The sequence below is a fragment of the Bradyrhizobium sp. genome (genome assembly GCF_049691595.1).
Classification (GTDB): Bacteria; Pseudomonadota; Alphaproteobacteria; order Rhizobiales; family Xanthobacteraceae; genus Bradyrhizobium.
This window is the reverse complement of record NZ_JBAVNZ010000018.1, coordinates 1-25915: the sequence shown is the minus strand read 5'-3', so window position 1 is coordinate 25915 and position 25915 is coordinate 1. Positions and strand designations below refer to the sequence as shown.

The 25915-nt window shown below is 62.7% G+C and carries 28 protein-coding genes and 1 pseudogene; 9 read left to right on the top strand and 20 right to left on the bottom strand.

Annotated features, from left to right (window positions below):
• Positions 1 to 171: 171 nt before the first annotated feature.
• The 11 genes from WCE35_RS00770 to WCE35_RS00720 form a co-directional block, all read right to left on the bottom strand.
• Entirely contained in the window at positions 172 to 687 is a 516-nt protein-coding gene (locus WCE35_RS00770; protein WP_424591443.1) for a DUF1097 domain-containing protein, read from the bottom strand.
• A 117-nt stretch (positions 688 to 804) separates the two neighbouring features.
• On the bottom strand, positions 805 to 2433 hold the full coding sequence (locus WCE35_RS00765) for a molecular chaperone GroEL (protein WP_424591442.1): 1629 nt from the start codon (positions 2431 to 2433) through the stop codon (positions 805 to 807).
• Positions 2434 to 2495: 62 nt separating this feature from the next.
• Complete coding sequence (locus WCE35_RS00760; RefSeq protein WP_424591441.1) at positions 2496 to 3281, bottom strand: metal-sulfur cluster assembly factor; 786 nt, start codon at positions 3279 to 3281, stop codon at positions 2496 to 2498.
• Between the two features lie 5 nt (positions 3282 to 3286).
• Complete coding sequence (locus tag WCE35_RS00755) at positions 3287 to 4330, bottom strand: amidohydrolase family protein (RefSeq protein ID WP_424591440.1); 1044 nt, start codon at positions 4328 to 4330, stop codon at positions 3287 to 3289.
• A gap of 109 nt (positions 4331 to 4439) precedes the next feature.
• Entirely contained in the window at positions 4440 to 4796 is a 357-nt protein-coding gene (locus tag WCE35_RS00750; RefSeq protein WP_424591439.1) for an MmoB/DmpM family protein, read from the bottom strand.
• 41 nt (positions 4797 to 4837) lie between these two features.
• Entirely contained in the window at positions 4838 to 5935 is a 1098-nt protein-coding gene (locus WCE35_RS00745; protein WP_424591438.1) for an aromatic/alkene monooxygenase hydroxylase subunit beta, read from the bottom strand.
• Between the two features lie 48 nt (positions 5936 to 5983).
• The gene (locus WCE35_RS00740; protein ID WP_424591437.1) at positions 5984 to 7027 is read right to left on the bottom strand and encodes an NADH:ubiquinone reductase (Na(+)-transporting) subunit F; all 1044 of its coding nucleotides are present in this window, start codon (positions 7025 to 7027) and stop codon (positions 5984 to 5986) included.
• A gap of 100 nt (positions 7028 to 7127) precedes the next feature.
• Positions 7128 to 8798, bottom strand: a complete 1671-nt coding sequence (locus WCE35_RS00735) for an aromatic/alkene/methane monooxygenase hydroxylase/oxygenase subunit alpha (RefSeq protein WP_424591436.1) — start codon at positions 8796 to 8798, stop codon at positions 7128 to 7130.
• A 167-nt stretch (positions 8799 to 8965) separates the two neighbouring features.
• On the bottom strand, positions 8966 to 9241 hold the full coding sequence (locus WCE35_RS00730; protein ID WP_424591435.1) for a hypothetical protein: 276 nt from the start codon (positions 9239 to 9241) through the stop codon (positions 8966 to 8968).
• A complete protein-coding gene (locus WCE35_RS00725) occupies positions 9241 to 9612 on the bottom strand; it encodes a hypothetical protein (protein ID WP_424591434.1) in 372 nt (123 codons plus the stop codon). The genes WCE35_RS00730 and WCE35_RS00725 overlap by 1 nt, the downstream gene beginning before the upstream one ends.
• Positions 9613 to 9668: 56 nt before the next feature.
• Positions 9669 to 10712 (bottom strand): NAD(P)-dependent alcohol dehydrogenase, encoded by a 1044-nt coding sequence (locus WCE35_RS00720; protein WP_424591433.1) that lies wholly within the window; start codon positions 10710 to 10712, stop codon positions 9669 to 9671.
• A 355-nt stretch (positions 10713 to 11067) separates the two neighbouring features.
• Here WCE35_RS00720 and WCE35_RS00715 point away from each other — a divergent pair, with 355 nt between their 5' ends.
• The 4 genes from WCE35_RS00715 (at position 11068) to WCE35_RS00700 (ending at position 14898) form a co-directional block, all read left to right on the top strand.
• Entirely contained in the window at positions 11068 to 12948 is a 1881-nt protein-coding gene (locus WCE35_RS00715) for a sigma-54-dependent Fis family transcriptional regulator (RefSeq protein WP_424591432.1), read from the top strand.
• Between the two features lie 108 nt (positions 12949 to 13056).
• A complete protein-coding gene (locus WCE35_RS00710; protein WP_424591431.1) occupies positions 13057 to 13476 on the top strand; it encodes an SseB family protein in 420 nt (139 codons plus the stop codon).
• A gap of 262 nt (positions 13477 to 13738) precedes the next feature.
• Positions 13739 to 13867 (top strand): hypothetical protein, encoded by a 129-nt coding sequence (locus WCE35_RS00705; protein ID WP_424591430.1) that lies wholly within the window; start codon positions 13739 to 13741, stop codon positions 13865 to 13867.
• Between the two features lie 173 nt (positions 13868 to 14040).
• Positions 14041 to 14898 carry a phytanoyl-CoA dioxygenase family protein gene (locus tag WCE35_RS00700; RefSeq protein ID WP_424591429.1) on the top strand — a complete coding sequence of 286 codons (858 nt, stop codon included), beginning with the start codon at positions 14041 to 14043 and terminating at the stop codon, positions 14896 to 14898.
• A 291-nt stretch (positions 14899 to 15189) separates the two neighbouring features.
• On the opposite strand, the gene WCE35_RS00695 is transcribed toward WCE35_RS00700, so the two are convergent.
• Together WCE35_RS00695 and WCE35_RS00690 are read right to left on the bottom strand one after the other, a co-directional pair.
• The gene (locus tag WCE35_RS00695) at positions 15190 to 15471 is read right to left on the bottom strand and encodes a helix-turn-helix domain-containing protein (RefSeq protein ID WP_424591428.1); all 282 of its coding nucleotides are present in this window, start codon (positions 15469 to 15471) and stop codon (positions 15190 to 15192) included.
• Complete coding sequence (locus WCE35_RS00690) at positions 15468 to 15791, bottom strand: type II toxin-antitoxin system RelE/ParE family toxin (protein WP_424591427.1); 324 nt, start codon at positions 15789 to 15791, stop codon at positions 15468 to 15470. Before WCE35_RS00690 ends, WCE35_RS00695 begins: the two co-directional genes overlap by 4 nt.
• 232 nt (positions 15792 to 16023) lie before the next feature.
• Between WCE35_RS00690 and WCE35_RS00685 the strand changes: the two genes are divergently transcribed.
• Both WCE35_RS00685 and WCE35_RS00680 read left to right on the top strand, forming a co-directional pair.
• A complete protein-coding gene (locus WCE35_RS00685; RefSeq protein ID WP_424591426.1) occupies positions 16024 to 17628 on the top strand; it encodes a gamma-glutamyltransferase family protein in 1605 nt (534 codons plus the stop codon).
• Between the two features lie 10 nt (positions 17629 to 17638).
• Positions 17639 to 18832: a lipase family protein gene (locus WCE35_RS00680; protein WP_424591425.1), complete on the top strand. Its 1194-nt coding sequence runs from the start codon at positions 17639 to 17641 to the stop codon at positions 18830 to 18832.
• 65 nt (positions 18833 to 18897) lie between these two features.
• On the opposite strand, the pseudogene WCE35_RS00675 reads toward WCE35_RS00680, so the two are convergent.
• The 6 genes and pseudogenes from WCE35_RS00675 to WCE35_RS00650 all read right to left on the bottom strand — a co-directional run bounded on the left by WCE35_RS00675 (position 18898) and on the right by WCE35_RS00650 (position 23290).
• Positions 18898 to 20574 (bottom strand): annotated as a pseudogene (locus WCE35_RS00675) (flavin-containing monooxygenase).
• 156 nt (positions 20575 to 20730) lie between these two features.
• Positions 20731 to 22002, bottom strand: a complete 1272-nt coding sequence (locus WCE35_RS00670; RefSeq protein ID WP_424591424.1) for an acyl-CoA dehydrogenase family protein — start codon at positions 22000 to 22002, stop codon at positions 20731 to 20733.
• Positions 22003 to 22156: 154 nt separating this feature from the next.
• Positions 22157 to 22435, bottom strand: a complete 279-nt coding sequence (locus WCE35_RS00665) for a DUF1488 family protein (RefSeq protein ID WP_424591423.1) — start codon at positions 22433 to 22435, stop codon at positions 22157 to 22159.
• 46 nt (positions 22436 to 22481) lie between these two features.
• Positions 22482 to 22661: a hypothetical protein gene (locus WCE35_RS00660; RefSeq protein WP_424591422.1), complete on the bottom strand. Its 180-nt coding sequence runs from the start codon at positions 22659 to 22661 to the stop codon at positions 22482 to 22484.
• A 69-nt stretch (positions 22662 to 22730) separates the two neighbouring features.
• The gene (locus WCE35_RS00655) at positions 22731 to 23027 is read right to left on the bottom strand and encodes a hypothetical protein (protein WP_424591421.1); all 297 of its coding nucleotides are present in this window, start codon (positions 23025 to 23027) and stop codon (positions 22731 to 22733) included.
• Positions 23024 to 23290 (bottom strand): hypothetical protein, encoded by a 267-nt coding sequence (locus tag WCE35_RS00650; protein WP_424591420.1) that lies wholly within the window; start codon positions 23288 to 23290, stop codon positions 23024 to 23026. Before WCE35_RS00650 ends, WCE35_RS00655 begins: the two co-directional genes overlap by 4 nt.
• A gap of 192 nt (positions 23291 to 23482) precedes the next feature.
• Here WCE35_RS00650 and WCE35_RS00645 point away from each other — a divergent pair, with 192 nt between their 5' ends.
• The 3 genes from WCE35_RS00645 to WCE35_RS00635 all read left to right on the top strand — a co-directional run bounded on the left by WCE35_RS00645 (position 23483) and on the right by WCE35_RS00635 (position 24967).
• Positions 23483 to 24289: a transglutaminase-like domain-containing protein gene (locus WCE35_RS00645; RefSeq protein WP_424591419.1), complete on the top strand. Its 807-nt coding sequence runs from the start codon at positions 23483 to 23485 to the stop codon at positions 24287 to 24289.
• A complete protein-coding gene (locus WCE35_RS00640) occupies positions 24289 to 24480 on the top strand; it encodes a hypothetical protein (protein ID WP_424591418.1) in 192 nt (63 codons plus the stop codon). Before WCE35_RS00645 ends, WCE35_RS00640 begins: the two co-directional genes overlap by 1 nt.
• Positions 24481 to 24559: 79 nt before the next feature.
• On the top strand, positions 24560 to 24967 hold the full coding sequence (locus WCE35_RS00635) for a DUF4864 domain-containing protein (RefSeq protein ID WP_424591417.1): 408 nt from the start codon (positions 24560 to 24562) through the stop codon (positions 24965 to 24967).
• A 45-nt stretch (positions 24968 to 25012) separates the two neighbouring features.
• Here WCE35_RS00635 and WCE35_RS00630 read toward each other — a convergent pair.
• Positions 25013 to 25915, bottom strand: a 903-nt coding sequence (locus WCE35_RS00630; RefSeq protein WP_424591416.1) for an acetamidase/formamidase family protein, incomplete at its 5' end; no start/stop codon positions are given.

Genomic DNA, 25915 nt, shown 5'->3' with positions numbered 1-25915 from the left:
TGATGTGCAATTGCACATCAAAGCTCGCGCATGCCGCGCTCCGCGCGTCACACGCGCCCCGGAATGACGTTTGCTGGTGATGGTACAACCAACCGATATAATTCGAACTTCGGAAACGCTGGACTAGTTTCGCGGTATCCGCTTCATAGCCATCGTTCAATTCACGGTAGACTATTTTTTGACAATCGCGCCTGCGATTTTTTCGGACGCGTAGCCGAACAATGCGCCGATCACCATCGATATGACGATATTGATAAGCGGATTTTCGAGCGAACCCGACGTGACGGCGCTCAGTTTGCCGCCGGCGAGGGCGAGTGCGGCAACGCTGGCGTAACCAAACACCGCAGCCGGAATGTCGCTGAACATCGGGTTCTTCGCGGCAATCACCAGAACAAAGACCGTGATGGCGACGCAGATCGCAGCCCACAACGGAACACCGAGCGTTGCGCCGAGCGGCATCTGCGACACCGCCGTCAGCGCGAGCCAGCCGAGAAACGCGCCGAAAACGTTATGCACGATCGTCTTCTGCAACCCGGCTTCCTTGCCTCCACAATGATAGAAGCTCGCCCAGGCTACGAAAACCGCCCAGAGCGAAAGGCCCAATCCGCCCATCGGCCCCAGAAACAACCATGTCGCAACGCCGGCCAGCAGGCCGATACTCACGGCCAGTGCAGTGATGATATCCATTTGTTCCCCCCCAATTTGTACGAAAATCAGGACCGAGAGGCCCGGCTCCTCCTCCTGAATTTTCCCAGGCTCACTTGCCTCCGAGCGCCTGCAACAGTCTCCTTCGCTCTCGCGCGATCACAGCAGCTCGGCGCCGCCGCCCCGCGCCGGTCCCGCCGTCGGATCGTAGTCGTCCGGCTTCTTGGCGATCAGCGTTTGCGTCGTCAGGATCAGGCCGGCGACGGAGGCCGCATTGCGAACCGCGCTGTAGCAGACCTTGACCGGATCGATGATGCCGGCCTTGACGAGATCGACGGATGCTCCATTGCGCGCATCGAGCCCGTGGCCGTTCAGGCCCCGTGCGAACTTCGATACTTCGGCTTCGCCGTTCAAGCCGGCATTTGCCGCAATGTAGAACAGCGGGCGGCTTAGCGCACGTTGAAGCAGTTCTGCGCCCTGCCTGACGCTGCCCTCCAATTCGTCGATCATGGGATCAAGCTGAGGCGCGACCCGGAGCAGGGCGAGGCCGCCGCCCGGCACAATGCCCTCCTCGATCGCCGCCCGGGTGGCGTTGATCGCATCCTCGATCAGCTGGGTACGGCGCTTTTGCTCGACCGGCGTGGCGCCGCCTGCGAGGATCATGGCGGTACCGCCGGACAGCTTTGCGATCCGCTCCTGAAACTTGTCCCGTTCGATGTTCTCGGGCGCGGCATCGTATTGCCGCATCACCTGCTCGCGGCGCGCGGCGATCTTCTTTGGGTCGCCCCCGCCTGCCGTAATCAGGGTCTTGGAGGCGGAGATGCGAACCTGGCGGGCAGAACCGAGATCATGCAGTTCCGCCTTTTCCAGCCTGCCGCCGAGGTCCGCCGAAATCACCCGGCCTCCGGTGGTGATGGCGATATCCTCGAGCATCGCCTTGCGCCAATGGCCAAATTCCGGCGGATGGATCGCGGCAACCTTGAAGTTGGTTTTCTCCCGGCGCGCCAGCAATTGCATGATCACCGGCGGCGCCACCTCCTCGGCGATAATCAGCAGGGGCCTGCCGCTTTTTTCAATAAGCGAGATCACGCCGGCAAGCTGATCGCCGGTCTGGATCTTGTGGTCGGTCATCAGAATGAACGGATTGTCGAGAACGACCTGCATCTTCTCGACATCGGTCACCATGTGATGCGAGAGATAGCCGCGTTCGAAGGCCATGCCTTCGATCACCTCCAGCGTGGTCTGAACGGTGTTGCCATATTCGACGGCGACAATTCCGTGATTGCCCGCCCGTTCGAAGGCTTCAGCGACCATTTCCCCGAGCGCGGCGTCGTTGGCGGCGATGCTTGCCACCGCGCGCAGACCGGCCGGCCCCTGCAGCGCCGTGGCCGAGCGCTTCAGCACGGCGATGGTCTCACTGACCGCAAGTTCGAGCCCTTCCACCAGTTCAACCGGATTAGCGCCCGCGGCGAGAGACTTCAGTCCTTCCTGCACCAGCACGTCGGCCAGAACCGTGGCCGTGGTGGTGCCGTCACCGGCTACTTCATTGGTCTGCTTCGAAACCTCGCGCAGCACCTGCGCACCCATGTTCTCAAACGGGCATTCAAGTTCGATCTCGCTGGCGATGGAGACGCCATCGCGGGAGATGATCGGCGTTCCGATCGGCCGGTCCATGATCGCGTTCATCCCCTTCGGGCCCAAGGTGCCACGCACGGCCCTGGCAAGCTTGGCGACACCCCTCCCCAATGCGGCTCGCGCCGCCTCGTCATGCAGCATGATCTTCGGCATTGGATGTCCTCACCCTCTACTAGACTGAACCTGCGCCGCCGGCATCGTCGACGTCAGCATTGTTACCCCTTCGATCGAGACGAAGCTCGGGGTCCGGGCACGAAAGGCGTTTCAAGATCAAACCGTACCGAAAGCAGGCCGCGACACAGGGCGCCGTTGAACTCGGCATTCACACCGACCCGCCGCAGGCCCGAGACGTAGGCGGCAAAGCCATCGGCCTTCAGCCGCACCCCCGCCGCATCCACGAAAGCCGGCGCATCGGCCCGTACCGGCCCGACCACCGAGCGGCGATCGAGATAGCGGCGCACCAGCTTTTCGCCCTCATCATCGACCGGCAGGCAGCCGAGTTCCGCGAGCGTCAGATCGACGATGGTTTCGGGCTGATGCCCCACGCCGGTGAGATGGTTGAGCAGTGCGACCTGCCGGCGCTGGAACGCCTTGACCAGGAAGGTGTGGCGCAGATCGTCGAGGCTGCCGTCAGCCTCGGCGCCGAAGGTCTCCTGGAACGAAAGCCCTTGCGCCAGTCCCGCATTGATCTTGTCGGCATACATGTGCTCGCCCAAGACCACGCTGACGCCTTCAACCCAGTCCAGCGCGCTCACCGCGCTGCGCATGTCGTCGGCCATCAGGAACGAGAAATTGGCCGCGCACCAATAGGTCGGCAGACGGAATTCGATGTGGACCCGGTTCATCGAGTCCACATCGGCTCGGGTGACGAAGTTCAGGTCGACAACGGATTCATCCAGCTCGGGATCCGTCACGCCCTGAAGGCAAGCCCATAACTGGGCTTGCCTGTCGTCGATCCACCGGTCGCGCTCCGGTACGCCTGCTGCGACGCGCCCGTCCATGACCATCACCGTGGCGCGTGCACGGCTTCCGGCAGATGGGCATACCCGCCGCCCGCCCGGATCTTCTTCTTCTGCGCTTCGATATCGATGCCATAGAGCCGCGCGGCATTCTCGCCGAGAATCTTTTTCTTGGTCTCAAGCGTCAGCACCGAGCCGGTCTCCTTGGTCTCACTGGCGGGAAGCTCGAACGCCATGAACTTGTCGATCAGCCATTTCGGCGTCCAGATTCCATAATCGCTGCCATAGAGAAGCTTGTCGGGCCCAAGCCAGAACAGCAGCTCGGACATCACATGGGCGAAATAGCCAGGACGGGTGTGGATGAACGGCAGCGCGACCGCCAGGCCGCCATAGACATTGGTCTCCTGGGTGGCAATCCAGCAAAAATCGTCAAGACGCGGCAGGCCGCAATGCTCGACGATGAAATTAAGGTCCTGGAACGAGGTCGCGACGTCGTCGATGTCGCCGACATCGAAGGCATCCTTGTTCAACGGAATGATGGTCGGGCCCTTGTGCACATGGATGTTCTTGATGCCGAGCTTTTGCGCCGCCTCGAGGAAGGTGTAGGATTCCTTGTCGGTGAGCTTGTAGCCCTTCGATTCGCCGCGCCACTCCGCCGTATAGAGCTTGACACCCTTGACCTTGTATTTCTCGACCTTGGCGTGCAGGTCTTCCAGACCCTTGTTGCCGTCGCGCGGGTCAAACGCACTGTTGAGGATGAAGCGATCCGGATGGCTCTTCTTCATCGCCGAATTGCGCTCGGTGGTGTTGAAGCCATTCTTGTAGAAATCGGTGAGGTAGGTCGGCTGCAGGATCGCCATGTCGTCATAGCCGGTGACGAACAGGTCGTCGAACATGGTCTTCGCGTCGTATTTTTCGAACTTTTCCTTTTCCCACTTCTCCGACGGCGGACTGAGATTCGAGTGATAGGCATAAAAGCAATCGATGAACTGCTTGCCGTGAATGTTCTTCTGGTTTGCCGGGCTTCCGTCCCAGAAATGCGTATGCCCGTCGATGACGAAGATTTCTTCACCCGTGGCTGTCCTGTACATGGCGTTTCTCCTGCTCCCGCACGAATTTGGATGTTATGAGGCTCGCCACCGGCGCAGCCATGTTGGCCCGGCCGGCACAGGGCCGACCAGGCATCGCTCGCGGTGGTCTTCAGACGATGTATTTCATCATCTCGTCCATGTCGCCGAACAGCATGACCGTGTTGTCGTCGGTCATCACCATGCGGCCGTAATGCGTCGAGGTCGAAATCTCGAACAGATGCGGGGTCATGACCCTGCCGAGCTCTTCGGAGATTTCGTCCATCTTGAATTCCATCTTGCCGATGCCGTCGATGCGGATCATCGCCGGCATGTAGGTCACGGTGATATGGTCGTGGCGGCTCATCACGTCCGCGATCGCGCGCGCCTCGACGCTGTCGTTCATCGTGACCCCGCATTGATGCGAAATCGTATCTTCGAACTTGATGTCCTTCATCGATTTGAAGATGTTGTCATTTTCGTGCAGCATGTCGATCTCCTGAGGATTGAATGAAAGGATGCGAGGTTAGGCTACGACGCCAGATTGGCCGGCACTTTCAGACCAAGCTCGGTGGCAATGCCCTTGATCCGGTTCTTGGCATGCGCCAGCGCGTCGCCGAACGTCACGACCTTGACACGCGGCTGCGACCAGATCGGCTGCAGGCGGTTGGCCGCGTCGAGGGCGAGATCGGCGTGCTTGGCCAGCCATTTGTTGAACAGCGCGATGTTTTGCGCTCCATAGGTCGCATCGGTACCGAGCATGTAGATCAGTTCAACGGTGTTGGCGAGATTGCGCTCGTAGTCGGCCTCCGCCGCCGAAACCACGGCCGGGGTAATGAAGTCGTTCTGTGCCGAGGCCGCCTGCATCAGGAAGCCGGAACGGAACAGTTCGCCGACCAGCGGCTCGAACACGACGTTGGTGGCGAAGTACTGCTCGAGATAATCGTTCGAGCCCATCACCGACTCGATCGACTTGCGCACGCCCTGCCAGATCGGATCCTCAAGCCAGTGCTTCTTACCCGCGGCGATGTCGAAGCCCGGAATATCGAGCCCGATCTCGCTGAGATAGAGCGTGATGTCCTGGGCAAAGCGCAGCTTGTACGACGAGTTGGTCAGGATCGCATTGTTGACCATCTGGGTGTAGCCGTAGCGCTGCGCCTGCATGGTCGAGGTGCCGAGACCGAACTCGGCATGCTTGTAGGCGCCGAGATGGTTTTGCAGAATCTTCACCCAGGCGGCGTCGAAACGCAGCGGCGCACCCGACTTCCGGCCGTTTTCGATGGTGTTCTGCACCATGCCGCAGATCGTCGATTGACGCTGGTAGTGGGTGCGCTCCCATTCCTGGTCGACGGCGCGGAACTTGTGCCAGTTGGAACTCTTGGCCGCCGTCCAGTCCTTGGAATAGGTCGGCGTTCCATCGGGGAAGGAGATGATCCAGTCCTGCAGCAGATAGCGCTCCGGATCGGGCTGAACGTCGACCGTCATGTCCTCGTAGTGGGTCGCCTTGCGGCCCTTGGGCTCGAAATAATTGTACTTGCGGCTGTCGGAGCCAGGAAATACCGCGGCTCCCGCGGCTCCGGATTTGACGGCAGCCGGTTTCTCGGCGGTTTTGCTTGCCTGTGCACTCATGACGACCTCCCTGTTGCTAGTTTCGTTGCGACGAATTGCTGAACGCCGTCATCGCACCGCCGGCGTAAACTTGTCGAAATAGATCCGTTCGGGCTCCACGCCATTGACCTGCAGGATCGGCAGCACGGCGTCGATCATCGGCGTCGGCCCGCAGGCATAGGCGTCGATCGGACCGGTCAGCTTTTCCTCGCGCAGATGACGCAGTACGACCTCGTGCACGAAGCCAGTTTCGCCGTCCCAATTGTCGTCGGCTGCGGCATGCGACAGCGCCGGCACGAATTTGAAGTCGCTGAGCTGCGAGCCAATCGCCGCCAGCTCGTCAAGATAGAAGAGATCCGCACGCGTCCGCGCGCCGTAAAAGAACCGTACCGGCCGCTGTTCCCGGCTCTCGATGTGATCGGCCAGGATCGACCAGAGCGGCGACATGCCGGAGCCGCCGCCGATCAGCAGCATCGGGCCTGGCCGCTCCTCGCGCCGGAAGCAGGTGCCATAAGGCCCTTTGGCGGTCAGCGGCGCGCCGACTTCCAGGGCGCCGTCGAGCTGCGAGGAGAACGCGCCGTCGGGATATTTCTTGATGATGAACCGGAGATTGCTGCCTTCGCTTGGCGCGTTCGCCATCGAAAATGCCCGGGTGATGCCGCTATCCCCAATTGTCAGATCGACATACTGGCCGGCCCAGAACTTCATCGGCCTTTCGATTTCGATTTCGAGCAATCTGATGTCCGAAGTCAGCGCGCTGATCCCTGCGACACGCCCCGGAAACGCCTTGACGGCGATCGAGCGGCTGAGCAGGTCTTCGTCGTAATTGAGCAATTCGAAACTGACATCGCTAAAGGCATGCGTGCGACACAGCAGCACGTGGCCGGTCTCGCTTTCATAGTCCGGCAAGGCAAAGGTCGAGTATTTCAGCAGCTCGATGTCGCCGTCGACAAGCTTCGATTTGCAGCTCCCGCACTGGCCTTCCTTGCAGCCATGCATCAGCGAGATGCCCTGCCGGAACGCCGCGTCGAGCACGGTTTCGCCTTCCTCAACCTCCATCTCGATGCCCACAGGCTCGAACCGAACCTTGTGAACCTGCGCGTCCGTCATCATCTGGACCCTGCTACAGCGCTACGTGGATAATTTTCCGGAACGACACGCGTCCCGGCGGTGGAAGGGAGCCGCCGCGGCGGCTCCCTTCCGGTTCGCATGCTTAGTGGCAAGGATTGATCTTGAAGCCCTTGCGATAGTCAGCCACCGCGACCTCACGCTCGATCGGCGAGAGCGCACGGAATCCGCGGAGCGGACTGCCAAGCTGGTGTCCGCGCACGTGATCGAGCGTCCACATGTCCTTGGCCTCGAAGCGCAGATGCGGCTGCGCCACCAGGGTCTTGCCATCGGATCTGACAAATCCAAGGTCCTTGATCGCGTCGGCGATGTCCCAGCCGTGATAGCAGTCTTCCCATTCACGGCGACCGCTGAAGCGGCCCATTGCCGGCGTGGCGCGGCCTTCATACTCAGCGGCGAAAGCCACCTTGTGGGTCCAGCGGCACCCTTCCGAGCAATAGGTGTACATCTTGCCGTCGACTTCATCGCACACGAAGTCTTCGCGGATCAGGCAGGGAACCATGCAGCTCCAGCACCGATGCGGGTACGCATAGCCCACGTCGCTGTTGAACAGGATGTTGGTCTCGCCGGGAACGCTGAGCTTCGCATGCCACTTCCAGAAGTCGCCGAATTCGGCGTACCAGCCTGGATATTTGTGCTCGAACCACTCGAAGTCCTTTTCGGTCTGGGCCTCGATGCGCCAGAAGTTCGCCGACCAGCCGACCGTGAAGAACTGCGCGGTCAAGTGGACATAGTTCTTCTTGACGATGCGATCCCAGGCAGCCGCGACGTCGTCGTGGTGGATCTTGATGCCGTATTTTTCGAGCGGCAGCATGTAGGTGCGATAATAGTCTTCGTAAATCCAGCGATGCCAGAGCTCGGCATAGGATTCCTTGTTCTTGTCGCGGTTGGTCGTGCCGTATTCGATGAACGTACCGATCGCGGCGTCGACGATCGCATGATTCTGCCAGAACGCATATTTCAGGTCGCGTTCGAGCAGCTGGTGGTTCGACGGATCGTTGATCATCGCCATCAGCATCGAGTGGCCGTTGCCGATGTGACGCGATTCGTCCGATTGCACCGACAGGAACACGGTCGGCAGCGCGTAGTCGCCGTTGCGCGCGGCCTCCGACGGCATCGCCACGAACAGCGTGTTGGTGAACGCGGTCTCGGCAACCACCGTCAGGTAGACGTTGGCGGCGGTGATCGCGTCACCGGTCAGGAAGCCCTCGGCGAACTGGCGGCCGATGGTGGTCGCGTAGCACTTGCCGAACGCGGCTTCGGTAATATCGAACCCGGCGGGATCGATATAGTTTTCCATGTACCATTTCTTGAGGTTCATCTGGATCGTCGAGTGCCGGAACTCGTCGACCATCTGCATGGTGAACCCGGTGCGAAGTTCCTCGCCCGGCGCCAGCCGGCCGACCATCGCCATCGAACGCGCCGCCGAGATCTCCGGGAACGGAATGATGGCCAGGAACAGCTTCATCCACTCGATCCAGCGCGGTTCGACGTTGCGGAACATGTCGCCGCGCAGCGCGGCGTCGAGCGCGCCGTAGACGCGGTTGTCCTTCTCTTCCTGCATCGGGAAGTACGACCGCAGCACTTGCCTCATCGGGTCGCGGGGCGTCTTGGAGATCTTGTAGTCGGTCGGAAAGGTCATTGCCTCCTGGACGTAACTTGGCGTCCAGCCAAGATCCGCCACACGGCTTGCCGCCTCGTTAATGGTTATGCCTTTCTGGGCCGTTATCTTATTGAGAGTCAGACTTGCAGACATTTGCTTCTCCTTTGAAAGTTGCGTCAGCTTCAGCATTTTCGCCTTAGTCGTGTGACCGAAAGACCGGCGATCAATCCACCCCTTCGATCTCGTCTCTCAAATTCTCGTCTGCGTATAAACTTTAAGTCCGGAAAATTGACTTTGATTCCCGAAATCCATTTTTAGGTTCAGCCCGGCTTGGTGGCACTCGCCGCCTCCCGGTTTTCGTTGCCTCGATTTGCAAGTGACTTGCCGTCGGCGACAAACTTCGCGGCGAGGACCAGCGTGCCGATTGCGAAATCCCTGCCGTGGCGGGCGATCATCGCCTCGGCGACCTCGGCTATTTGCGCATAGAACGCATCCTTCGACCTGTCCTCTTCGCTCAATTCCGGCTGCTGGCGCGGCGCGTGGCCTGGTTCCGATTGCGCCGCCTTTGCCGCCGCCGTAACCTCGATCTTGCTCATCATGCATGCCCCGAGCGCTGCTGTTCATCGGACGAAGGACCGCTGTCGAATTCCAGCAGCGAGATGTTGAGCCATTCCCGCTCGATCACGAGGCGCTGGTGTTGCTCGCGGAGCGCCTGCAGCCGCGCCGTCACCCGTTCCAGTTCGGCCTGCGCGTCGGCGCCGGCGCCCGTCTGCGCGACATCGCGTCTGGCACATTCCAGTTCGATCTCGGCGCCGCCGCGGGCGCTCTCGTTCTTCAATTGCATTTCATTGTTGCGAATAATGCCTTCGATCAGCTTGTGCCGGGCAATCATGCGGTCGCGGGCGCGCTGCAGCTCGGCAGCTTCTTCGGCGGTTATCTGTGGCCCGCGTCCGCTGGCGTTTGTCACTCGCGTTACTCTCGTTCGATCTTCCGGACTGAAACTGAGCATGTTGCGGCGATTTCCTACGGGATCAGAACGGCGCGCCCATGGATCTTGCCGCCATGCAGATCGTGCAGTGCGTCGTTGGCCTGGCTGAGCTTGTATTCCTTGGTATGGAGATCGACGAGGCCGCGATCTGCGAGCGCCATCAATTCGACCAGCTCGGCGTAGGTGCCGACCAGATTGCCGACGATGGTCTTTTCCGTCGTGATCATGTCGATGGTCGGGATGTCGATCTTGCCGCCATAGCCGACGATGTAATAGTAGCCGCCGTTCGCGGTCATCGAGAGGCCCTTGGCGATGGCGTCGCCTTCGCCGACGAAATCGATCACCGCCTCGGCGCCGCGCCCGCCGGTCAGCGCCAGCACGGCGTCGACTTCGCCGGCGTCGGCCTTCACGAGATGATGCGCGCCGCATTCCTTGGCGAGTTCGAGCGACTTGTCGGCGCGATCGACCACGATGATCTCGGCGGCGCACAGCGCCGCGAGAACCTGGATCCCGATATGGCCGAGCCCGCCGGCGCCGATCACCACGACATATTCGCCGGGCAACAAATGACGCGACGCCTTCTTGGCGGCGCGATACGCCGTCAGGCCCGCGTCCGTATAGGGAGCGACGTCTTTCGGCGCGAGTGATTTCGGCAGTTTGATCAGCGAGCGCTGTCCCGTGAGCAGATACTGCGCGTAGCCGCCATTGGCGTTGATGCCGGGAAACGAACTGTCGAGCGCGTGCATGTCGTCGCCGCGCCGGCACGCCAGGCAATGACCGCTGGTCACCAGCGGGTGACAAATCACGCTGTCGCCGACCTTGACGCCTTCGACACCGGGCCCGACGGCTTCCACCCAGCCGGCATTCTCGTGGCCCATGATGTAGGGAAGCTTGACGTCAACCTTGCTGCGCCAGATGCCCTCGACGATATGCAGGTCGGTTCGGCAAACGCCGGCGCCGCCGATGCGCACGATGACGTCCATCGGGCGTGAAATCTTGGGGTCTGTCACATCCTCGTATCTGACAAACTCCTTCGCCGTCAGCTTTTCATCGAATGCATGGAGAACCGCGGCTTTCATAAATCTCCCCTCAAAATTTTTTGTTTTGGACTCGCCGTGCGAGTTCCCGGTTTACAGAGAGGTCAGCAAGAGCTGTGCCAAGGCCCTAACAAGCTGATGTTCCTGACATTCCCGTTGGCGCGCGAATCCTGCTTCGGTCCGCCACGGATCAAGCCTGATTGCACAACTGTTCCGAGACGGAACATTTTTCAGCGGTGAGGGCGACACGTCGAAGCGCGCGGGGAAATTTGGATTTTCGTTCAATTGCTTTATGATGGCGGAGATAGCTGACGGAGATAGCGGGTACGCCAAGGAGACATGAACCGTCCTTGACCACGGGGAAATCGCCGAGCCACCAGTTCAGGGAGGATGGATGATGCTACCTGCCAGCCGGCGCGTCGAAAATGCGTGGATGAGGCTCGAACAGCGGGGCGCCCCGCCGGCCGAACTTCTGTCGGCTGATATCTACGACAGCTGGATGCGCTGCATTTCGCTCGGCCTCGACACCTTGCGCCCGCCATCGCCCGAATTTGTCAGCCCGGCCGTCCTGCGCCAGGAGCAGCAGCGTTGCTCGCTGGTGCGCGGCCTTGCGCTCGCCGAGATGCATACCCTGCATCAGCAGATTGCCGGCTCCAATTTCATGATCGCCTTTGCGAATGCCGACGGCCTGCTGCTCGACATCATATCCGACTCCAGCTTCAGCGATGCTTCGAACGCGGCGTGCATTCGTGCGGGAACGATCTGGGCGGAGAATATCTGCGGCACCAACGGACTTGGCACCGCGGCCTATCTCAAGCGCCCCATTGTCGTGCACGGACGCGAGCACTTCTTTGCGCGCTACAACAATCTCACCTGCATCGCCGCGCCGATCTTCGCGCCCGACGGCGGGCTGACCGGGATACTCGACGCCTCGTCGGATTGCATGTCCCGTCAGGCGCACACCCAGGCGCTGGTCGCCATGGCGGCGACCCAGATCGAGAACGGGCTGTTCCGCGAACAGCATCGCGGCGACATCCTGGTCGCCTTTCACAATCGCGGAGAATATTTGCATACGCTCAGCGCGGGCCTGCTGGCCGTCGACAATGAAGGCAGGATTCTCGCCGCAAACCGTGCGGCGCGCGTCTTGCTGCACGGATTGCCGGCTTCTGCCGGCCGCCTGTTCGGCGACGTATTCCGCGCGAAGTTCAGCGCATTCGTGGATGAGGGCCGACGCAAGGAGCGACAGCGGCTCGAGGATGATGTCGGAAGCCAGTTTGTCGCGACCATCGAGAACACCCGTCAGTTCCCGATGACGCAAAGGATTTCCGCACCCAGGCCACCGCCGCAAAAGGAAGTCGCGGTACAATTCGTATCCGCCGATCCGGCGATCGCGGCAATCGTGCGTCGGGTCGAGACCGCGGCGGCGCGCAAAATGCCGATCCTCATTCGCGGCGAGACCGGCACCGGCAAAGAGCAGATGGCGCGTCACGCCCACGCGGCGAGCCGGCGCTCGGGATCGTTCGTCGCGGTCAATTGCGCCGCGCTCCCCGAAAGCCTGATCGAAGCCGAGCTGTTCGGCTATTCGGAGGGCTCGTTCACCGGCGCCAGGAAGGGCGGCTCCACCGGACTGTTCAGGGAAGCCGACGGCGGCACGCTCTTCCTGGACGAGATCGGCGACATGCCGGTGACCTTGCAGGCGGTGCTGCTGCGTTTCCTGGACGACTGGACCGTGCGGCCGGTAGGAGGAACCAAACGCGAGGTTGACGTCCTTCTGGTCTCGGCGACGAACGCCAATCTCGACGATTCCATCGCTAAGGGCCGGTTCAGATCCGATCTGTTGTTTCGCCTCAACACGCTAGAGGTCACGTTGCTGCCGTTGCGCGAGCGCACCGACTTCGCCGACATCGCGCACCATTTGATGAGTAAGATCGACCCGGCGGTCGAACTGTCCCAAAGTGCGATCGACCGGCTGGTTGAACTGGATTGGGATGGCAATATCCGCGAGTTGCGCAACGTTCTGGCAAGGCTCTCGCTCGGCGAGCACGGAAGTGCGATTGACGAAGCCGCCGTCGAAGCCGCCGTTGGACCCGCCCGCCGCGAGCGGCCGGGGCCCAGGTCGTCGACTGACGACGAGGTCAAGCGTGATCTGCACGAAATACAGCGCGCGCATGTCCTGAGCGCGTACGCGGAAACCGGCAACAACATCAGCAAGACCGCGCGCCGGCTCGGCGTCTCACGCAATACGGTCTATCGCGCCCTTCGCGGCAGCCAGACCTGATGTCCGGTCCGGCGCGCGGGCTGCGAAAGCGCCGGTTCGGCGGCATGGCTGGCGAAGCGCTGTGCGTCGAGGCAAACGATCTGCGAACCCATGCGACAGGAGGCCGTCATGTTTGAACCGGAAAATGGTCTCGAAGCCCTGATGCAGGCGGCCGGCAAGGATCCCGGTATCGTTCCCAGATTCTACGAGGCCCTGCTCGCCAGCGAGATCTATGTCCTGACCCCCGAGGCGCCGATGAAACCCGGCCGGCGCCGCTCGCTCAAATTTCAGGAAAAGATCAACGTCGCCACCGTGGAATTCCAGGGCATGACGTGGCTTCCCGCTTTCACCTCGAAGAAGCGCATCTCCGACTATGTGAAGGAGCCCGAAACCTGTCTCGGCGCGGCAGCCCGCAATTTGTTTGAAATGCTGCCCAACGCGAATTTCTGGCTCAATCCGCTTTCCGAATGCCAGAAGCCGTTGCCCGCCACGGAAATCGCGCTCCTGATGAACGGCAAGATTTTCGAAACCTTGAAAAAGACGATGTAAGCAACGCCGCCGTCGATTGAGGACGGCGTCGAGGCGCCGGGATCACCGTGTTCAAGCTCCAGAAGCGAACGAGTCCGCCATCGCGGATCTGGTGATTGCGTCATGCATCGGATTTTCTGCTTCGATCGCTCAATTTAATTCATTTTCTCTCGCCGCTGGCTTGCAATATCCTGCCCACCACCGCCGCAATTGATCGCGCGGCCTTGAACTTTGAACCGGCAGGGGAGACCTATCTGCGATAGGTAACCTTCAGGAGGCTGTTATGACCCACTGGCGCGACACCATGGTCGACAGGCCGGAAACCGACGGCGCGGCTTACGCGACCGGCTGGACGATCAGCGGATTGGCCGTACTCGGGACCATCATCGCGATTTGGACGTTTGGGATTTGAGGCGCCTGCGGTCCGCATTCCCGACCAGCCGATGCTGCGCCGCAATCGGCCTGCCATCGCCGATCGCATGTCCGATCGATGATCCAGCGAAAACGCATTCGGACAAAACCGGTGACCGAAGATTGGCTTCAGCGGGTTGAGCGCCGGGCGGACAGAGCGAGGGAGCGTGCCCAATGGCCATGACCGCGGAACAGGCGTCACCCTGGCTCGAAGGACGATCGTTGTCCGCCTGGCGGGAACAGTTCGACCGTCGCGGTTACCTGATCTTCGAACGCGTTCTGGCGCCGGATCGCGTCGCCGAAATCCGGGCCGCGCTGGCCCCGCATCTCGCGCGTGATCTCAAGGGGCGCAACGACTTCGAAGGCGCGAAGACCAACCGGGTGTATGCCCTGCTGGCGAAATCGCCATTATTCGCCGAGCTTGCTATTCATCCGCTTGCTCTGACGTTTACTGAGGCGGAACTGGGCGAGAGCTGTCTGCTGTCGGCGTTGCTCGCGATCAATCTGCAGCCCGGCGAAACCGCGCAGCCCTGGCATTTCGACGACAGCGGCGCCGGGGTCCCCCGGCCACGGCCGCCGCTCGGCATCAGCGCGTTCTGGGCGATCGACGATACGACCGAACTGAACGGCGCCACCGAAATCATCCCGGGAAGCCATCTGTGGGATGAACAGAACGTCGAAGGATCCGCGAAGCCATCGGATTTTCTCGACAAGGCGGCGGACCATCGCGATATCGGCAACCGGGCCGATGCCATCAGGATGACCATGCCATCGGGCTCGCTGGCGATCACCAAGGGAACGCTGTGGCATCGCGGCGGCGCCAACCTGTCCGACCGGCCGCGCCTGATCATCACGCCACAATATTGCGCGGGCTGGGTGCGGCAACTCGAGAATATGAGCCTCGCCGTCCCCCGGGAACTCGCGAGCCGATTGCCCGAGCGGGTCCGCGAATTGATCGGCTATTCGATCCACCCGCCATTCATGGGGCATGTCGACGGTCTTCATCCCAGGCGCCTGTTGCGGACGCAGTGACGCGAGGGCGGCGAGCGGAGATCGGCCGTTTCCGTTCAACTCCTTCTACACGCCGAACTCGTCGGAAAGCTCGGCTTCAAGAATCCGAAGCACGTCAGCAGCATCGAGATCGGAAACGATTTCACCTGCGGATATTGGGAAACCTACGGCTACAACTGGTTCAGCGGACTTTGGGCCGCATCGCGGGGTTCGCGGGACGATCCGCGCGAACATGGTGCCGCGCATGCAGCGCCGGGCAATGGCGATCGCACGGAGGCGTGACAGGTCGGTGCGGATTAGGGCTTCGGTGAATCAGGCCGCCGAGAGCCGCACATGGAACTTGCTGCCGGTCGCCGCGGCATAACGCAAAAGCGTCTTGGTGCTCGGAAGCGTCTGACCATTTTCAAGCCGGGCGATGGTGGATTGGCTGGTCCCCATCCGCGCCGCAAGTTCGGCTTGGGAGAGGCCCGCACGCAGGCGAGCCCTGAGCAACTCGGCGGCAATCTCGAACTCCGGGGCGAGCGCGTCATACTCGGCCTTGACCTTGGGGTTGGCGAGCAGACGAGCCTTGAGCTTTTCGAACTGGATCGTCATGTGATGTCCTTTGCTCGCCGCAGTGCAAGTTCGATCTCAGCGCGCGGCGTTTTTTGTGTCTTTTTCACGAATGCGCGAACCACGATGACCCTGCGGCCGATCGCAGTGACGTAAAGCGCGCGCGCAATTCCATCGCGACCTGTCAGCCGCAACTCCCATAGCTTACCCTCAAGGTGCTTGACATGCGGCTCGCTCAGACTCTCGAGCCCGGACGACGCAATGCGCTCGGCAAGCCGGAGAAATCGCGCCTGCATGTCGGCCGGAAGGCTTGCGATCTCAGCGGCGACGATTTCGTCGAGGATTTCGACTCGCCAGGGCATGGCCGCTTATATCTCATTTTTGAGATAAAGAAAAGAGGTGAGATATTCAGAGGTGAGATATTCAGAGGTGAGATATTCAGAGATAGCGTGGTGGCTCGGCGCCGCGGCTGCATCATGATCTGATTGCTGGTTGGAGTCTTGGCGGGTCCACCAACCCGCTCTCGCGCCGGCGGCCGAGACGGCTTACAATGACCGGAGACCGGCGGTTCTCTCGTAAAATGTGAAAAACCCGATGTCCGACCAGTTCTCCAACGCCCAGCAGATCCGCAAACCCGCGGTGACCTCGAAAGGCGGCATCGTCGCCGCGCAGTCGCGCAAGGCGGCCGAAATCGGCGCCGCCGTGCTGGCGGCGGGCGGGGACTGCGTCGATGCGGTGATCGCGACCAATTTCGCGCTCGGCGTGCTGGAGCCGTGGATGAGCGGCCTGGGCGGCGGCGGCGCGATGGTGCTCTACCGCACGCGCGAGGACCGTTGTGAAGTGATCGACTACGGCATGCGCGCGCCCGGCAGCCTGCGCACCGAGGATTATCCGCTGACCGGCGACGGCGCGGCCTCCGATATCTTCCCCTGGCCGCGGGTGAAGGACGACCGCAATCTTCACGGCCCGGGCTCGGTCGCGGTGCCCGGCGTGGTCGCCGGCATGGAGGAGGCCCATCGCCGCCATGCCAAACTTCCGTGGCAGGAATTGGTGGCCCCCAGCATCGCCCTGGCGGGTGAAGGCCTCGCCGTCGACTGGTGGACCACCTTGATGATCGCAAGCTCCGCCGCCGATTTGCGGCGCTATCCCGCGAGCGCGGCGGCTTACCTGCAGGACGGCGTGCCGCCGAACGCGCCATGGGGCATCAGGTCCGAGGTGCGGCTGCCGCAGCAGCGGCTCAAGGCCACGCTGTCGCATCTGGCGGCGCAGGGACCGCGCGATTTCTACGCCGGCGATCTGGCGCGCAGCATCGCCGCCGACATGAAGTCCGCCGGCGGCGCGCTGTCGGTCGAGGACCTCGCTGCGTTCCGCGCCCATTGGCGCGAGCCTCTGGTCATCCCCTATCGCGGCGGCAAGGTTTTCGCGACGCCGGAGCTCACCTGCGGGCCGACCATGGCGCATACGCTGCGCCTGCTGCAGCAAGATTTGCAGCCTGCGCGGAGCGGGCCGGATGCCGCGGCCTACGCCGCCTATGCCATGGCGCTGCAGGCGGCCTACCGCGAACGGCTCAAGGACATGGGCGATGCCGATGGCCGCCGGGCGCTCGGCGCCGAGGCGCTGGCGCCGGCCTGCACCACGCATTTCTCAGTGGTGGACCGCGACGGCAATATGGCGGCGGTGACTCAAACCCTGCTGTCGACCTTCGGCTCCAAATTCGTTCTGCCGCAAACCGGCGTCACCATGAACAACGGCATCATGTGGTTCGATCCGACTCCCGGCACGCCCAATTCGCTGGCGCCGGGCAAACGCTGCCTGACCAACTACACGCCGGTTGTGGCGCAGGCCGCCGATGGCAGACGGCTCGCCCTCGGCGCCTCCGGCGGGCGGCGCATTCTGCCGGCGGTGACGCAGATTTTGTCGTTCGTGATGGATTACGGCATGGATCTCGACGCCGCGATCCACGCACCGCGGGTCGATGCCAGCGAGGGCGCAGTGGTGATCGGCGACATCAGGCTGCCGGCGCCGGTGCGCCAAGCGCTGGCCGCGCGTTTCGACTATGAGGAGGCGCGGGTGCAGACCTTTCCGATGAAGTTTGCCTGCCCGAGCGCGGTGCTGCGCAGTGGCGAGACCAACAGCGGCGCAACCGAGATATCGCAGCCCTGGGGCGAGGCGGTGGCGGAGGGTTCGGCGACAGGTTAGGAATCGACACATGGCCGGCATCCGCCCGATCGCGCGGTGGTTCTTCGCGGCAGCGGTGATCGGCATCGTGGTGCTGGCCGCCGCATGGGTCGCGTCGCGTCCCATTCGTCCAGACGCATTCTTCGACGCGCCAGCGGATCTCCCGGCGCAGCCGGGCGTCCTGCTTCGCCACGAGTCATATTCGAAGGCGGTGCCGCAGGGCGCCCGTGCCTGGCGCATCCTCTACACCACCACGCATGCCGACAATTCGCCGGCGTTCGCAAGCGCGGTGGTGATGGTATCCACGACGGCGGCGGGCGCACCGCGACCGGTGGTCGCCTGGGCGCACGGAACCACCGGCATCGAGCCCGGTTGCGCGCCCTCGCTGACGGCGCCATTTGCCAACGTTCCGGCGGTCGAGGCGATCCTCCGGGAGGGCTGGGCCTATGTCGCAACCGACTATGTCGGCCTCGGCACCGCAGGCCGACATGCCTATCTGATCGGCGACGAGGCGGCGCGCTCGGTGCTCGATGCGGTCCGTGCGGCAGGCCATCTGGAGGGACTCTTGCTCGACCGGCGCGCGGTCGTGTGGGGACATTCGCAGGGCGGCAACAGCGCGCTCTGGACCGGCGCACGGGCTCCCGGCTACGCGTCCGACGTCCAGATTGCCGGCGTCGCGGCGCTGGCTCCCGCTACCGAACTCGATGCGCTGCTGCAGGCGTCGCAGGGCACGATGTTCGGCAAGATCGTTTCTTCCTATCTTGTTCGCGCCTACAGCGCTGCGTATCCGGAAATCGATGCAGCGTCCTATGTGGGTGCCCTCGCGCGACCGCTGGTCGCCGATATCGCCGCCCGCTGCGTCGGCGGATGGTCAACGCTGTTCTCGGTGGTGGAAACCGTCCTGCTGCCGGCGGCAGGCATTTTCACAACCGACCCGACACACGGACCGCTCGGCGAGCGGTTGCGGCAGAACACGCCGTTCCTCCCGGTCGAAGCACCCATCCTGATCGCGCAGGGAGCGAGCGACGATGTGGTGTCGCCCGAGGTTCAGACCCGTTTTGTCGCGGTGCGCTGTGCGGCGGGCCAGCCGATCGACTATCGGCTCTACCGCGAACGTGATCACGTTTCGCTGGTCGCCAATCATCCAGCGATCGACGCTGACCTCATCGCCTGGACGCGTGACCGCCTCGCGGGGCGGCCCGCCACGCCGAACTGCGGGCGGTGACGGACAAGCCGCCGAGCCCTGCCTCGATCGATCGCCGCATCAGGCCGCCTTGTCAAACCGCCTTGTCAAACCACCTTGGCAACGGCGGCCGCGGTCCGCGGCCCCGCCGGCGCGCGCGCCTCCGCGGAGAGAACGATCCCCTCATAGCCCTTGGCGGCGACCTCTTCGATGGCGGCGACATATTTCGGCGCGCCGCCATTGTAGACGAAGTACCGCACCTTGCCCTCCTCATGGCCGGCGACGTTGGAGTTGTAGCCGGTGAACCATGACTTGGCCTTTCGCATCAGCATGATCGCGTACATCTTGGTCACATGCGCGGTCCAGCGCTGCTCGGCCGCGCGCGTCGCTTCGGCGCGCGTGTAGCCGTGATCCCACTTGTGCTCGAGCAGGTCGGTGCACCAGTTGACGCCGGTTTCGATGCCGCGCGGAAAATTGGTCGACGCGGAACCGCTCTGCGGCCCGGTCGGCATAAAAAGATTGGGGAAGCCGTGAACAAGCATCCCGAGGAAGGTCGACGGGCCGTCCTTCCACTTCTCGAACAGGGTTTCGTCACCGAGCCCGCGGATGTCGATCTGGTCGAACGCGCCCGTGATGGCGTCGAAGCCGGTGGCGTACACGATGATATCGAAGTCGTAGTCGCGCGCGGCGGTTCGCAAGCCGGTCGCGGTAATCCGCTCGATCGGCGTCGCGCTGATGTCGACGAGATGCACGTTGCCGCGGTTATAGGCCTCGAAATAGCCTGTCTCCAGCGGCACGCGCTGCACGCCGAACCCGTGATCCCGGGGAATCAGTTTTTCCGCGACCAGGGGATCGTTGACGCGCCGGCGGATCCGGTCGGCGATATAGGCCGAGAACTCGGCGTTGGCGGCCTCGTCGGTAAAAATCTCGCGGAAATTGCTCAGCCAGATTCCGAATCCGGGTTCGTCGTAGAGCCTGTCCCACAGCGCCAGCCGTTCCTCGCGCGAGACCTCGTAGAAGCCGCGACGATCAGGCTCATGCTCGAAGCCGCCGGGAGTACGGCGGCATGTCGCGAAAATTTCGTCGTAACGTGACCGGATGTCGGCCATCTCCTGATCCGGGATCGGTCCGTTGTTGAGCGGCGCGCTCCAGTTGGGCCGGCGCTGGAATACCGTCAACTCGCCGACCTTGTCGGCGATCTCGCCAATCACCTGAATGGCCGTGGCGCCGGTGCCAATGACGGCGACCTTCTTGCCTGCCATCTCAACCGGCTCGTGCGGCCAGTAGTAGGTGTGGAATGCGCGGCCCTTGAAGGTGTCCATTCCCTCAAACCGCGGCAGCGTCGGCGCCGAGAGCAGCCCGACCGCCATGATGATGAACCGGCAGGTGAGTTCACGGCCATCACCGATCGTCAGCCGCCACAGATCGCGCGCCCGATCGAACTGGGCCGCCTAGACCTTGCAGTTGAACTGCATATACTTTCGCAGATCGAACGTGTCGGCGACGTAATTGAGATAGCGAAGATTTTCCGGCTGACCCGAGAACCTTTCCTTCCAGTGCCACTGATCGAGCAATTCCCGGGAAAACGAATAGCCATAGGTGTAGCTTTCCGAGTCGAACCGGGCTCCCGGATAGCGATTCCAGTACCAGGTGCCGCCGAGGTCGGCGGCGGAGTCGAGCACCGTGGCGTCAACCCCGAGGTCGGCCAGGCGCTTGATCTGATAAATTCCAGCCACACCCGCGCCTACGACGATGACTTCGTAGTGTGACTTTCCTTCCTGCATCAGTCCCTGCTCCGGCATCTTGTTGCTGGGCTTCGGCGAATTGAGTGCTTTGCGCTATACTATGCCAACGGTCGGCGCTTTGCACTCCTCGCATGACGCGCCGGGACCCGCGCGAGTTGCCGCGCCCCGGGGCGCGCGGCCTCGTCGCTGACGACGTCAGTGCTGCTGCAATTCGTGGCGCCCTACCACCATCCAGTGCACCTCATCGGGGCCATCGGCGAACCGCAGATGGCGCACGTCGGTGTACATCTCGGACAGCGGGCTCCACTGCGAAATGCCGGTCGCCCCATGCATCTGGATCGCCTGGTCGATGATGCGGCAGGTGCGCTCCGGCACCATGGCCTTGACCATGCTGACCCAGACCCGCGCCTCCTTGTTGCCGAGCACGTCCATCGCTTTCGCAGCCTTCAGCACCATCAGCCGCATCGCCTCGATCTCGCAGCGCGCCTGCGCGATGATCTGCAGATTGCCGCCGAGCTGGACCAGCTTCTTGCCGAAGGCTTCGCGGGTCAGGCCGCGCGTCACCATCAGGTCGAGCGCCTTCTCGGCCTTGCCGATGGTGCGCATGCAGTGGTGGATGCGGCCGGGGCCGAGACGGACCTGCGAGATCTCGAAACCGCGGCCCTCGCCGAGCAGGATGTTTTCCTTCGGCACCCGCGCATTGTCGAAGCGCAGATGCATGTGCCCGCGCGGCGCGTGATCATGGCCGAACACGTGCATCGGACCGACGATCTCCACGCCGGGGGTGTCGATCGGCACCAGGATCTGCGACTGCTGCTTGCTGGGTGCCGCGTCGGGATTGGTCTTGACCATCACGATCATGATCTTGCAGCGGGGATCGCCGGCGCCGGAAATGTAGTATTTCTCGCCGTTGATGACCCATTGGTCGCCGACCAGCTTCGCCGTGGTCGAAATGTTCTTGGCGTCGGATGACGCCACATTCGGCTCGGTCATCGCATAGGCGGAGCGGATCTCGCCGGCGAGCAGCGGCTTCAGCCATTTTTCCTTCTGCTCGCGGGTGCCGACGCGCTCGAGCACCTCCATATTGCCGGTGTCGGGCGCCGAGCAGTTCATCGACTCCGAGGCCAGCGGATTCTTGCCGAGTTCGGCGGCGATATAGGCATAGTCCAGATTGCTCAGGCCCTCGCCGGTCTCGGCGTCCGGCAGGAAGAAGTTCCAGAGACCCTCGGCCTTGGCCTTGTCCTTGGCTTTCTGCAGCACGTCGAGCTGGCCCGGCGCAAAACCCCAGCGCTCGGCGCGCGTCTTGCCGTGCGCATGGAACTCGACCGACATCGGCTCGACGGTATCCTTGATGAACTTGCGGACGTGATCATAGAGCGGCCGCGCCTTCTCCGACATCCGCAGGTCGTTGATCTCGTCGCCGGGATCGGTCGCATAGCTCATGGCGACCTTGACGTGCTCGTTCATGTTTTTGATCCTCCCCATTTGGCAGCCAGATCACTACCGCGTCGGGCAAGCCCGCGCCAAGTGGCGTGAGGCCGTCCCGAGGAACAAACCAGATACCAAATTGACCGGGCTTTCGCAGCATCGTCCCCCGCGGGCGGCGGCATCCGACCGCCGGTCAGCCGCGAAAATCGATGCTGCGCAGGATGATGCCGGGAGGGGCGCCCTCGAATTCCCTGGCGAGGAATTTGCGCGACGCGCATAGCTCGATCCGGTCGCGCAACCGCAAAAACTGCTCCTCGCGCCGGTCGGGCGCCGTGCGTCCGACGCGGTCCATATCATCCATCGCTGATGCGCTGACGGCGCAGGGAATTTCCCTGGCGCCGTCCATCATGGAAAACAGCACCACCATGCGATCGTATTCGAAGCTTCCAAAACTGCCGCGCGCGAGCGTCATCCGTCGTGCCTTTCTGCCGGCGTGAGCTTCACGCAAGCCTCTCCGTTCATCTCTTTTTCTTCACCGGCGGCGGATTGATCTCATCGATCCGGCGCAGGCAGTCGGCTTCGGAATCATGCGGGCCGGAGACGAAGGTGCCGCTGACCTTGGTGGAGTACCAGCCGGACACTACGCCGAGGCGCATGGATTCTTCGGTCTTGACGTGGCGGGGCGAGAGATTTTGCATTCGGATACCTTCGGTTTTTGCGTTCGATCCGCGAACGGCGGTCTTCACTGGTTCAGGACGATGGGTCGTTCAGCTCTCACCGGAGAGCCGGGTGAGGTCGGCCAGCACCGCCGTCACGAGGTCGCGGTGATGGGTGTCGGACGGTGCGAGACCGGCCGCATACAGATTGAGGACGTAACGCGCCTTCGCCACCGCCTCGGCCCATGAGGCAGCCGGCACCGCCAGCAGCTCGATTTCGACCTGGTTTTGCCGCTCGCGCAATGTCTTGGCATTGGCCTCGACGTCGGCGAGCAGGCGTCGCATATCGGTGGCCTTTTGCGCCGCCATGCCGCGACGCTTGTCGAGATCGACCGGGTCGTCATTCACCTTGGCGCGCTCGCGTCGTTGCGCTGGGCATCGGACAGATCGACCGAACTGATCGAGATCATCTCCATCGAGGACTGGTGCGGCGCCGCGGCGGGAACCATGATCATGGTGGCGACGCGGCGAAAGCACGGAAACGAAAGACCCTCGATCATCTCCTCGTCGGTAACGACCTCGTAGGCACCAGGCGACAACAGGCGATCGACGCCCCTGATCCGGAAGGGGTGCCTGAAATGAACGGTTTCCCGTCGCGAGCGCGTGGTCATGTCCACGGCCCGGCGTTTGCGGGCACGGTGAGCTTCGGCTTTGCGGGCATTGGCGCAGCCTGCGCGCTTTCGCGGCAATTAGCTATCGTTTTCTCGCACGGCTTGCCGCTTTTCGCTTGAACAGGCCGGCTAACGCCTTGTAATCGATGGGTTCGTAGCCATCTGCAGATGCCAGCGGAGGATACATTTCGAATGAAGCTTCGCGTCGGATTCGAGATGCTCTACGAGTTCCCGCAACCGACACCGATGCTCATGGTGCTGGGCACGCATTTCACCCGCGCCTCCGACATCATCGTCCCGGATTTTCTCACCACCACTCCCTCGGTGCCGATCACGCCGTATCGCGACCTGTTCGGCAACTGGTGCAGCCGCATCGTCGCGCCGGCCGGACGCATGCGTCTCTTCGCCGATGGCCTCGTTCGCGACCTGGGCCTGCCCGATCCGGTAGCTGCCTCGGCAGCTCAACATGCGGTCGAAGACCTGCCGGCGGAGACGCTGATCTATCTTCTCGGCAGCCGCTATTGCGAGACCGATCGGCTTTCCGAGGTTGCCTGGCAGTTGTTCGCGAAAACCGCGCCAGGCTGGGCACGCGTCCAGGCGATCTGCGATTTTGTCCATCGTCACATCGCGTTCGGATACGAGCACGCCCGCGCCACCATGACGGCCTGGGAAGCCTATAACGAGGGCAAGGGCGTCTGCCGCGACTATGCCCATCTCGCCATCGCGCTCTGCCGCTGCATGAACATTCCGGCGCGCTACTGCACCGGCTACCTCAGCGACGTCGGCACGCCGCCGCCCTGGGGGCCGGGCGACTTCGCCGGCTGGTTCGAGGCCTATCTCGGCGGCCGCTGGCACACCTTCGATCCCCGCAACAACGTGCCGCGGATCGGCCGCGTGCTGATCGCGCAGGGACGCGATGCCGCCGATGTCCCGATCACCCAGACCTTTGGACCGAACACCCTGCTCGGCTTCAAGGTATGGACCGACGAGGTCGCGTGATGGCAGATCCTCCCCCGCCCCTGAGCGCGGACGAATTCGCCTCGCTGCGTGAGGTCAGCCGCGGCGAGGCGCAGCGCGAAATCCCGCAATCGCACTGGGAGCGCCTGGTCAGCCTCGGCTACGCGGTGAGACGGCTCGGGGAACTCGGCCTCACTGCATCCGGCGTTCGCCGGCTGGCGGAAGGCGAATAGCGCTTTCCCCCGGTTTCCCGCGGGTATAAATTTCGATCGACTCCATCGCGGCAAGCACCCGCAAACGGGGAACATCGGCATGCGCAGCCTTGCTCTGCTCGTTGCATTTCTGATCGCGCTCGGTTCACCCGCTTTCGCCGCCGATGATGTCGCCACCGCGCAGGGCGTGATCCGCTCCCAGGTCGATGCCTTCGGTCGTGACGATGCCGCGGCGGCCTATTCCTACGCCGCGCCCGCCATCAGGGAAATTTTTCCGCGCGCCGACATTTTCCTGTTCATGGTCCGGCACAGCTACACGCCGGTCTATCGTCACAAAAGTTTCGAGTTCGGCGAGGCGCGGGTGGCCGGCGGCTGGATCGCGCAGCGCGTCCATATCGTCGACGCCGATGGCGAGGCGTGGGAGGCGCTCTACACGCTGGAGCGGCAGCCGGACGGCGACCTGAAGATCACCGGCTGCTCGCTGTTGAAGGCCGGCCAGGCGGCGTGAGCGCTGCACCGCGACGGGTCGGGTCGGCCATCGGCGCCTCATCGCTCATCCAAAATACCGGGCCAGCACGCTCTTGTCGACCTTGCAAATGTAGGTGTACTTCGGATTGACCACCTGGGTGCAGCGCGCTTCGGCAATCTGGCCAAGAAGCATGTATCCTTCAGGCGCAGGAATCTTCCAGTCATCTTCCATCCAGTAAACCATTTCCTCAAACGCAATACGCATGGCGTCTTCAAGCGGACGTGCGCAGCCAAGGGTGCCGATGTGTGTCGGCGTTTCGATGCGCGGATGATTTAGGCGCAGCGGGGCCTTCTCGACCGACACTTTGACGGTCAGCGTCGCGGCAATCTCGATCGCGCCCATCCCGTTGCATTCACCGTCGCCTTGAATCGCATGGCAATCGCCCATGAACAGATGCGCGCCCTCCCTGTTGACGCGGAACATGACGGTGTTGCCGGTGGTGATTTCCTGCACGTCGAGATTGCCACCATGCGGGCCATTGTCGACGGTCAGCACGGCGCCATGAACGGGGGCCACGCCGAGCACGCCGATCATCGGCTTTATCGGCAGCTTGAGGTGGTCGTTCCAGTGGACGCGGCCGTCCTTGACCTCGACGACCCGGGTCTGGATGCCGAATTCCTTGCGCCGCACCCAATCGGGAAACATGCCGATGCCGGGCCACAATGCGGTGAAGCCAAGCTTGTCGAGCTCCATGTTGATGATCTCCACCTTCAGCATATCACCGGCCTTCGATCCGCGGACCTCGATCGGTCCGGTCGCGCCGTTGACGAAGGGCAAGGTGACATCTGCCGCGGTCAGTTGCTGACCGAGATGACGGATCGTGCCGTCATTGACATTGATGGCGCATTCCACCACGAAGGTCTCTCCCGGATCAACGCTGGCGATATAGCGATCATCCCCGGACAGCGCGTATTTGATGTTATTGGC

Excerpts from the sequence above, each read along its gene's own strand:
- WCE35_RS00770 (WP_424591443.1), bottom strand. The coding sequence starts at position 687 with ATGGATATCATCACTGCACTGGCCGTGAGTATCGGCCTGCTGGCCGGC.
- WCE35_RS00765 (WP_424591442.1), bottom strand. The coding sequence starts at position 2,433 with ATGCCGAAGATCATGCTGCATGACGAGGCGGCGCGAGCCGCATTGGGG.
- WCE35_RS00760 (WP_424591441.1), bottom strand. The coding sequence starts at position 3,281 with ATGGACGGGCGCGTCGCAGCAGGCGTACCGGAGCGCGACCGGTGGATC.
- WCE35_RS00755 (WP_424591440.1), bottom strand. The coding sequence starts at position 4,330 with ATGTACAGGACAGCCACGGGTGAAGAAATCTTCGTCATCGACGGGCAT.
- WCE35_RS00750 (WP_424591439.1), bottom strand. The coding sequence starts at position 4,796 with ATGCTGCACGAAAATGACAACATCTTCAAATCGATGAAGGACATCAAG.
- WCE35_RS00745 (WP_424591438.1), bottom strand. The coding sequence starts at position 5,935 with ATGAGTGCACAGGCAAGCAAAACCGCCGAGAAACCGGCTGCCGTCAAA.
- WCE35_RS00740 (WP_424591437.1), bottom strand. The coding sequence starts at position 7,027 with ATGATGACGGACGCGCAGGTTCACAAGGTTCGGTTCGAGCCTGTGGGC.
- WCE35_RS00735 (WP_424591436.1), bottom strand. The coding sequence starts at position 8,798 with ATGTCTGCAAGTCTGACTCTCAATAAGATAACGGCCCAGAAAGGCATA.
- WCE35_RS00730 (WP_424591435.1), bottom strand. The coding sequence starts at position 9,241 with ATGAGCAAGATCGAGGTTACGGCGGCGGCAAAGGCGGCGCAATCGGAA.
- WCE35_RS00720 (WP_424591433.1), bottom strand. The coding sequence starts at position 10,712 with ATGAAAGCCGCGGTTCTCCATGCATTCGATGAAAAGCTGACGGCGAAG.
- WCE35_RS00715 (WP_424591432.1), top strand. The coding sequence starts at position 11,068 with ATGCTACCTGCCAGCCGGCGCGTCGAAAATGCGTGGATGAGGCTCGAA.
- WCE35_RS00710 (WP_424591431.1), top strand. The coding sequence starts at position 13,057 with ATGTTTGAACCGGAAAATGGTCTCGAAGCCCTGATGCAGGCGGCCGGC.
- WCE35_RS00705 (WP_424591430.1), top strand. The coding sequence starts at position 13,739 with ATGACCCACTGGCGCGACACCATGGTCGACAGGCCGGAAACCGACGGC.
- WCE35_RS00700 (WP_424591429.1), top strand. The coding sequence starts at position 14,041 with ATGGCCATGACCGCGGAACAGGCGTCACCCTGGCTCGAAGGACGATCG.
- WCE35_RS00695 (WP_424591428.1), bottom strand. The coding sequence starts at position 15,471 with ATGACGATCCAGTTCGAAAAGCTCAAGGCTCGTCTGCTCGCCAACCCC.
- WCE35_RS00690 (WP_424591427.1), bottom strand. The coding sequence starts at position 15,791 with ATGCCCTGGCGAGTCGAAATCCTCGACGAAATCGTCGCCGCTGAGATC.
- WCE35_RS00685 (WP_424591426.1), top strand. The coding sequence starts at position 16,024 with ATGTCCGACCAGTTCTCCAACGCCCAGCAGATCCGCAAACCCGCGGTG.
- WCE35_RS00680 (WP_424591425.1), top strand. The coding sequence starts at position 17,639 with ATGGCCGGCATCCGCCCGATCGCGCGGTGGTTCTTCGCGGCAGCGGTG.
- WCE35_RS00670 (WP_424591424.1), bottom strand. The coding sequence starts at position 22,002 with ATGAACGAGCACGTCAAGGTCGCCATGAGCTATGCGACCGATCCCGGC.
- WCE35_RS00665 (WP_424591423.1), bottom strand. The coding sequence starts at position 22,435 with ATGACGCTCGCGCGCGGCAGTTTTGGAAGCTTCGAATACGATCGCATG.
- WCE35_RS00660 (WP_424591422.1), bottom strand. The coding sequence starts at position 22,661 with ATGCAAAATCTCTCGCCCCGCCACGTCAAGACCGAAGAATCCATGCGC.
- WCE35_RS00650 (WP_424591420.1), bottom strand. The coding sequence starts at position 23,290 with ATGACCACGCGCTCGCGACGGGAAACCGTTCATTTCAGGCACCCCTTC.
- WCE35_RS00645 (WP_424591419.1), top strand. The coding sequence starts at position 23,483 with ATGAAGCTTCGCGTCGGATTCGAGATGCTCTACGAGTTCCCGCAACCG.
- WCE35_RS00640 (WP_424591418.1), top strand. The coding sequence starts at position 24,289 with ATGGCAGATCCTCCCCCGCCCCTGAGCGCGGACGAATTCGCCTCGCTG.
- WCE35_RS00635 (WP_424591417.1), top strand. The coding sequence starts at position 24,560 with ATGCGCAGCCTTGCTCTGCTCGTTGCATTTCTGATCGCGCTCGGTTCA.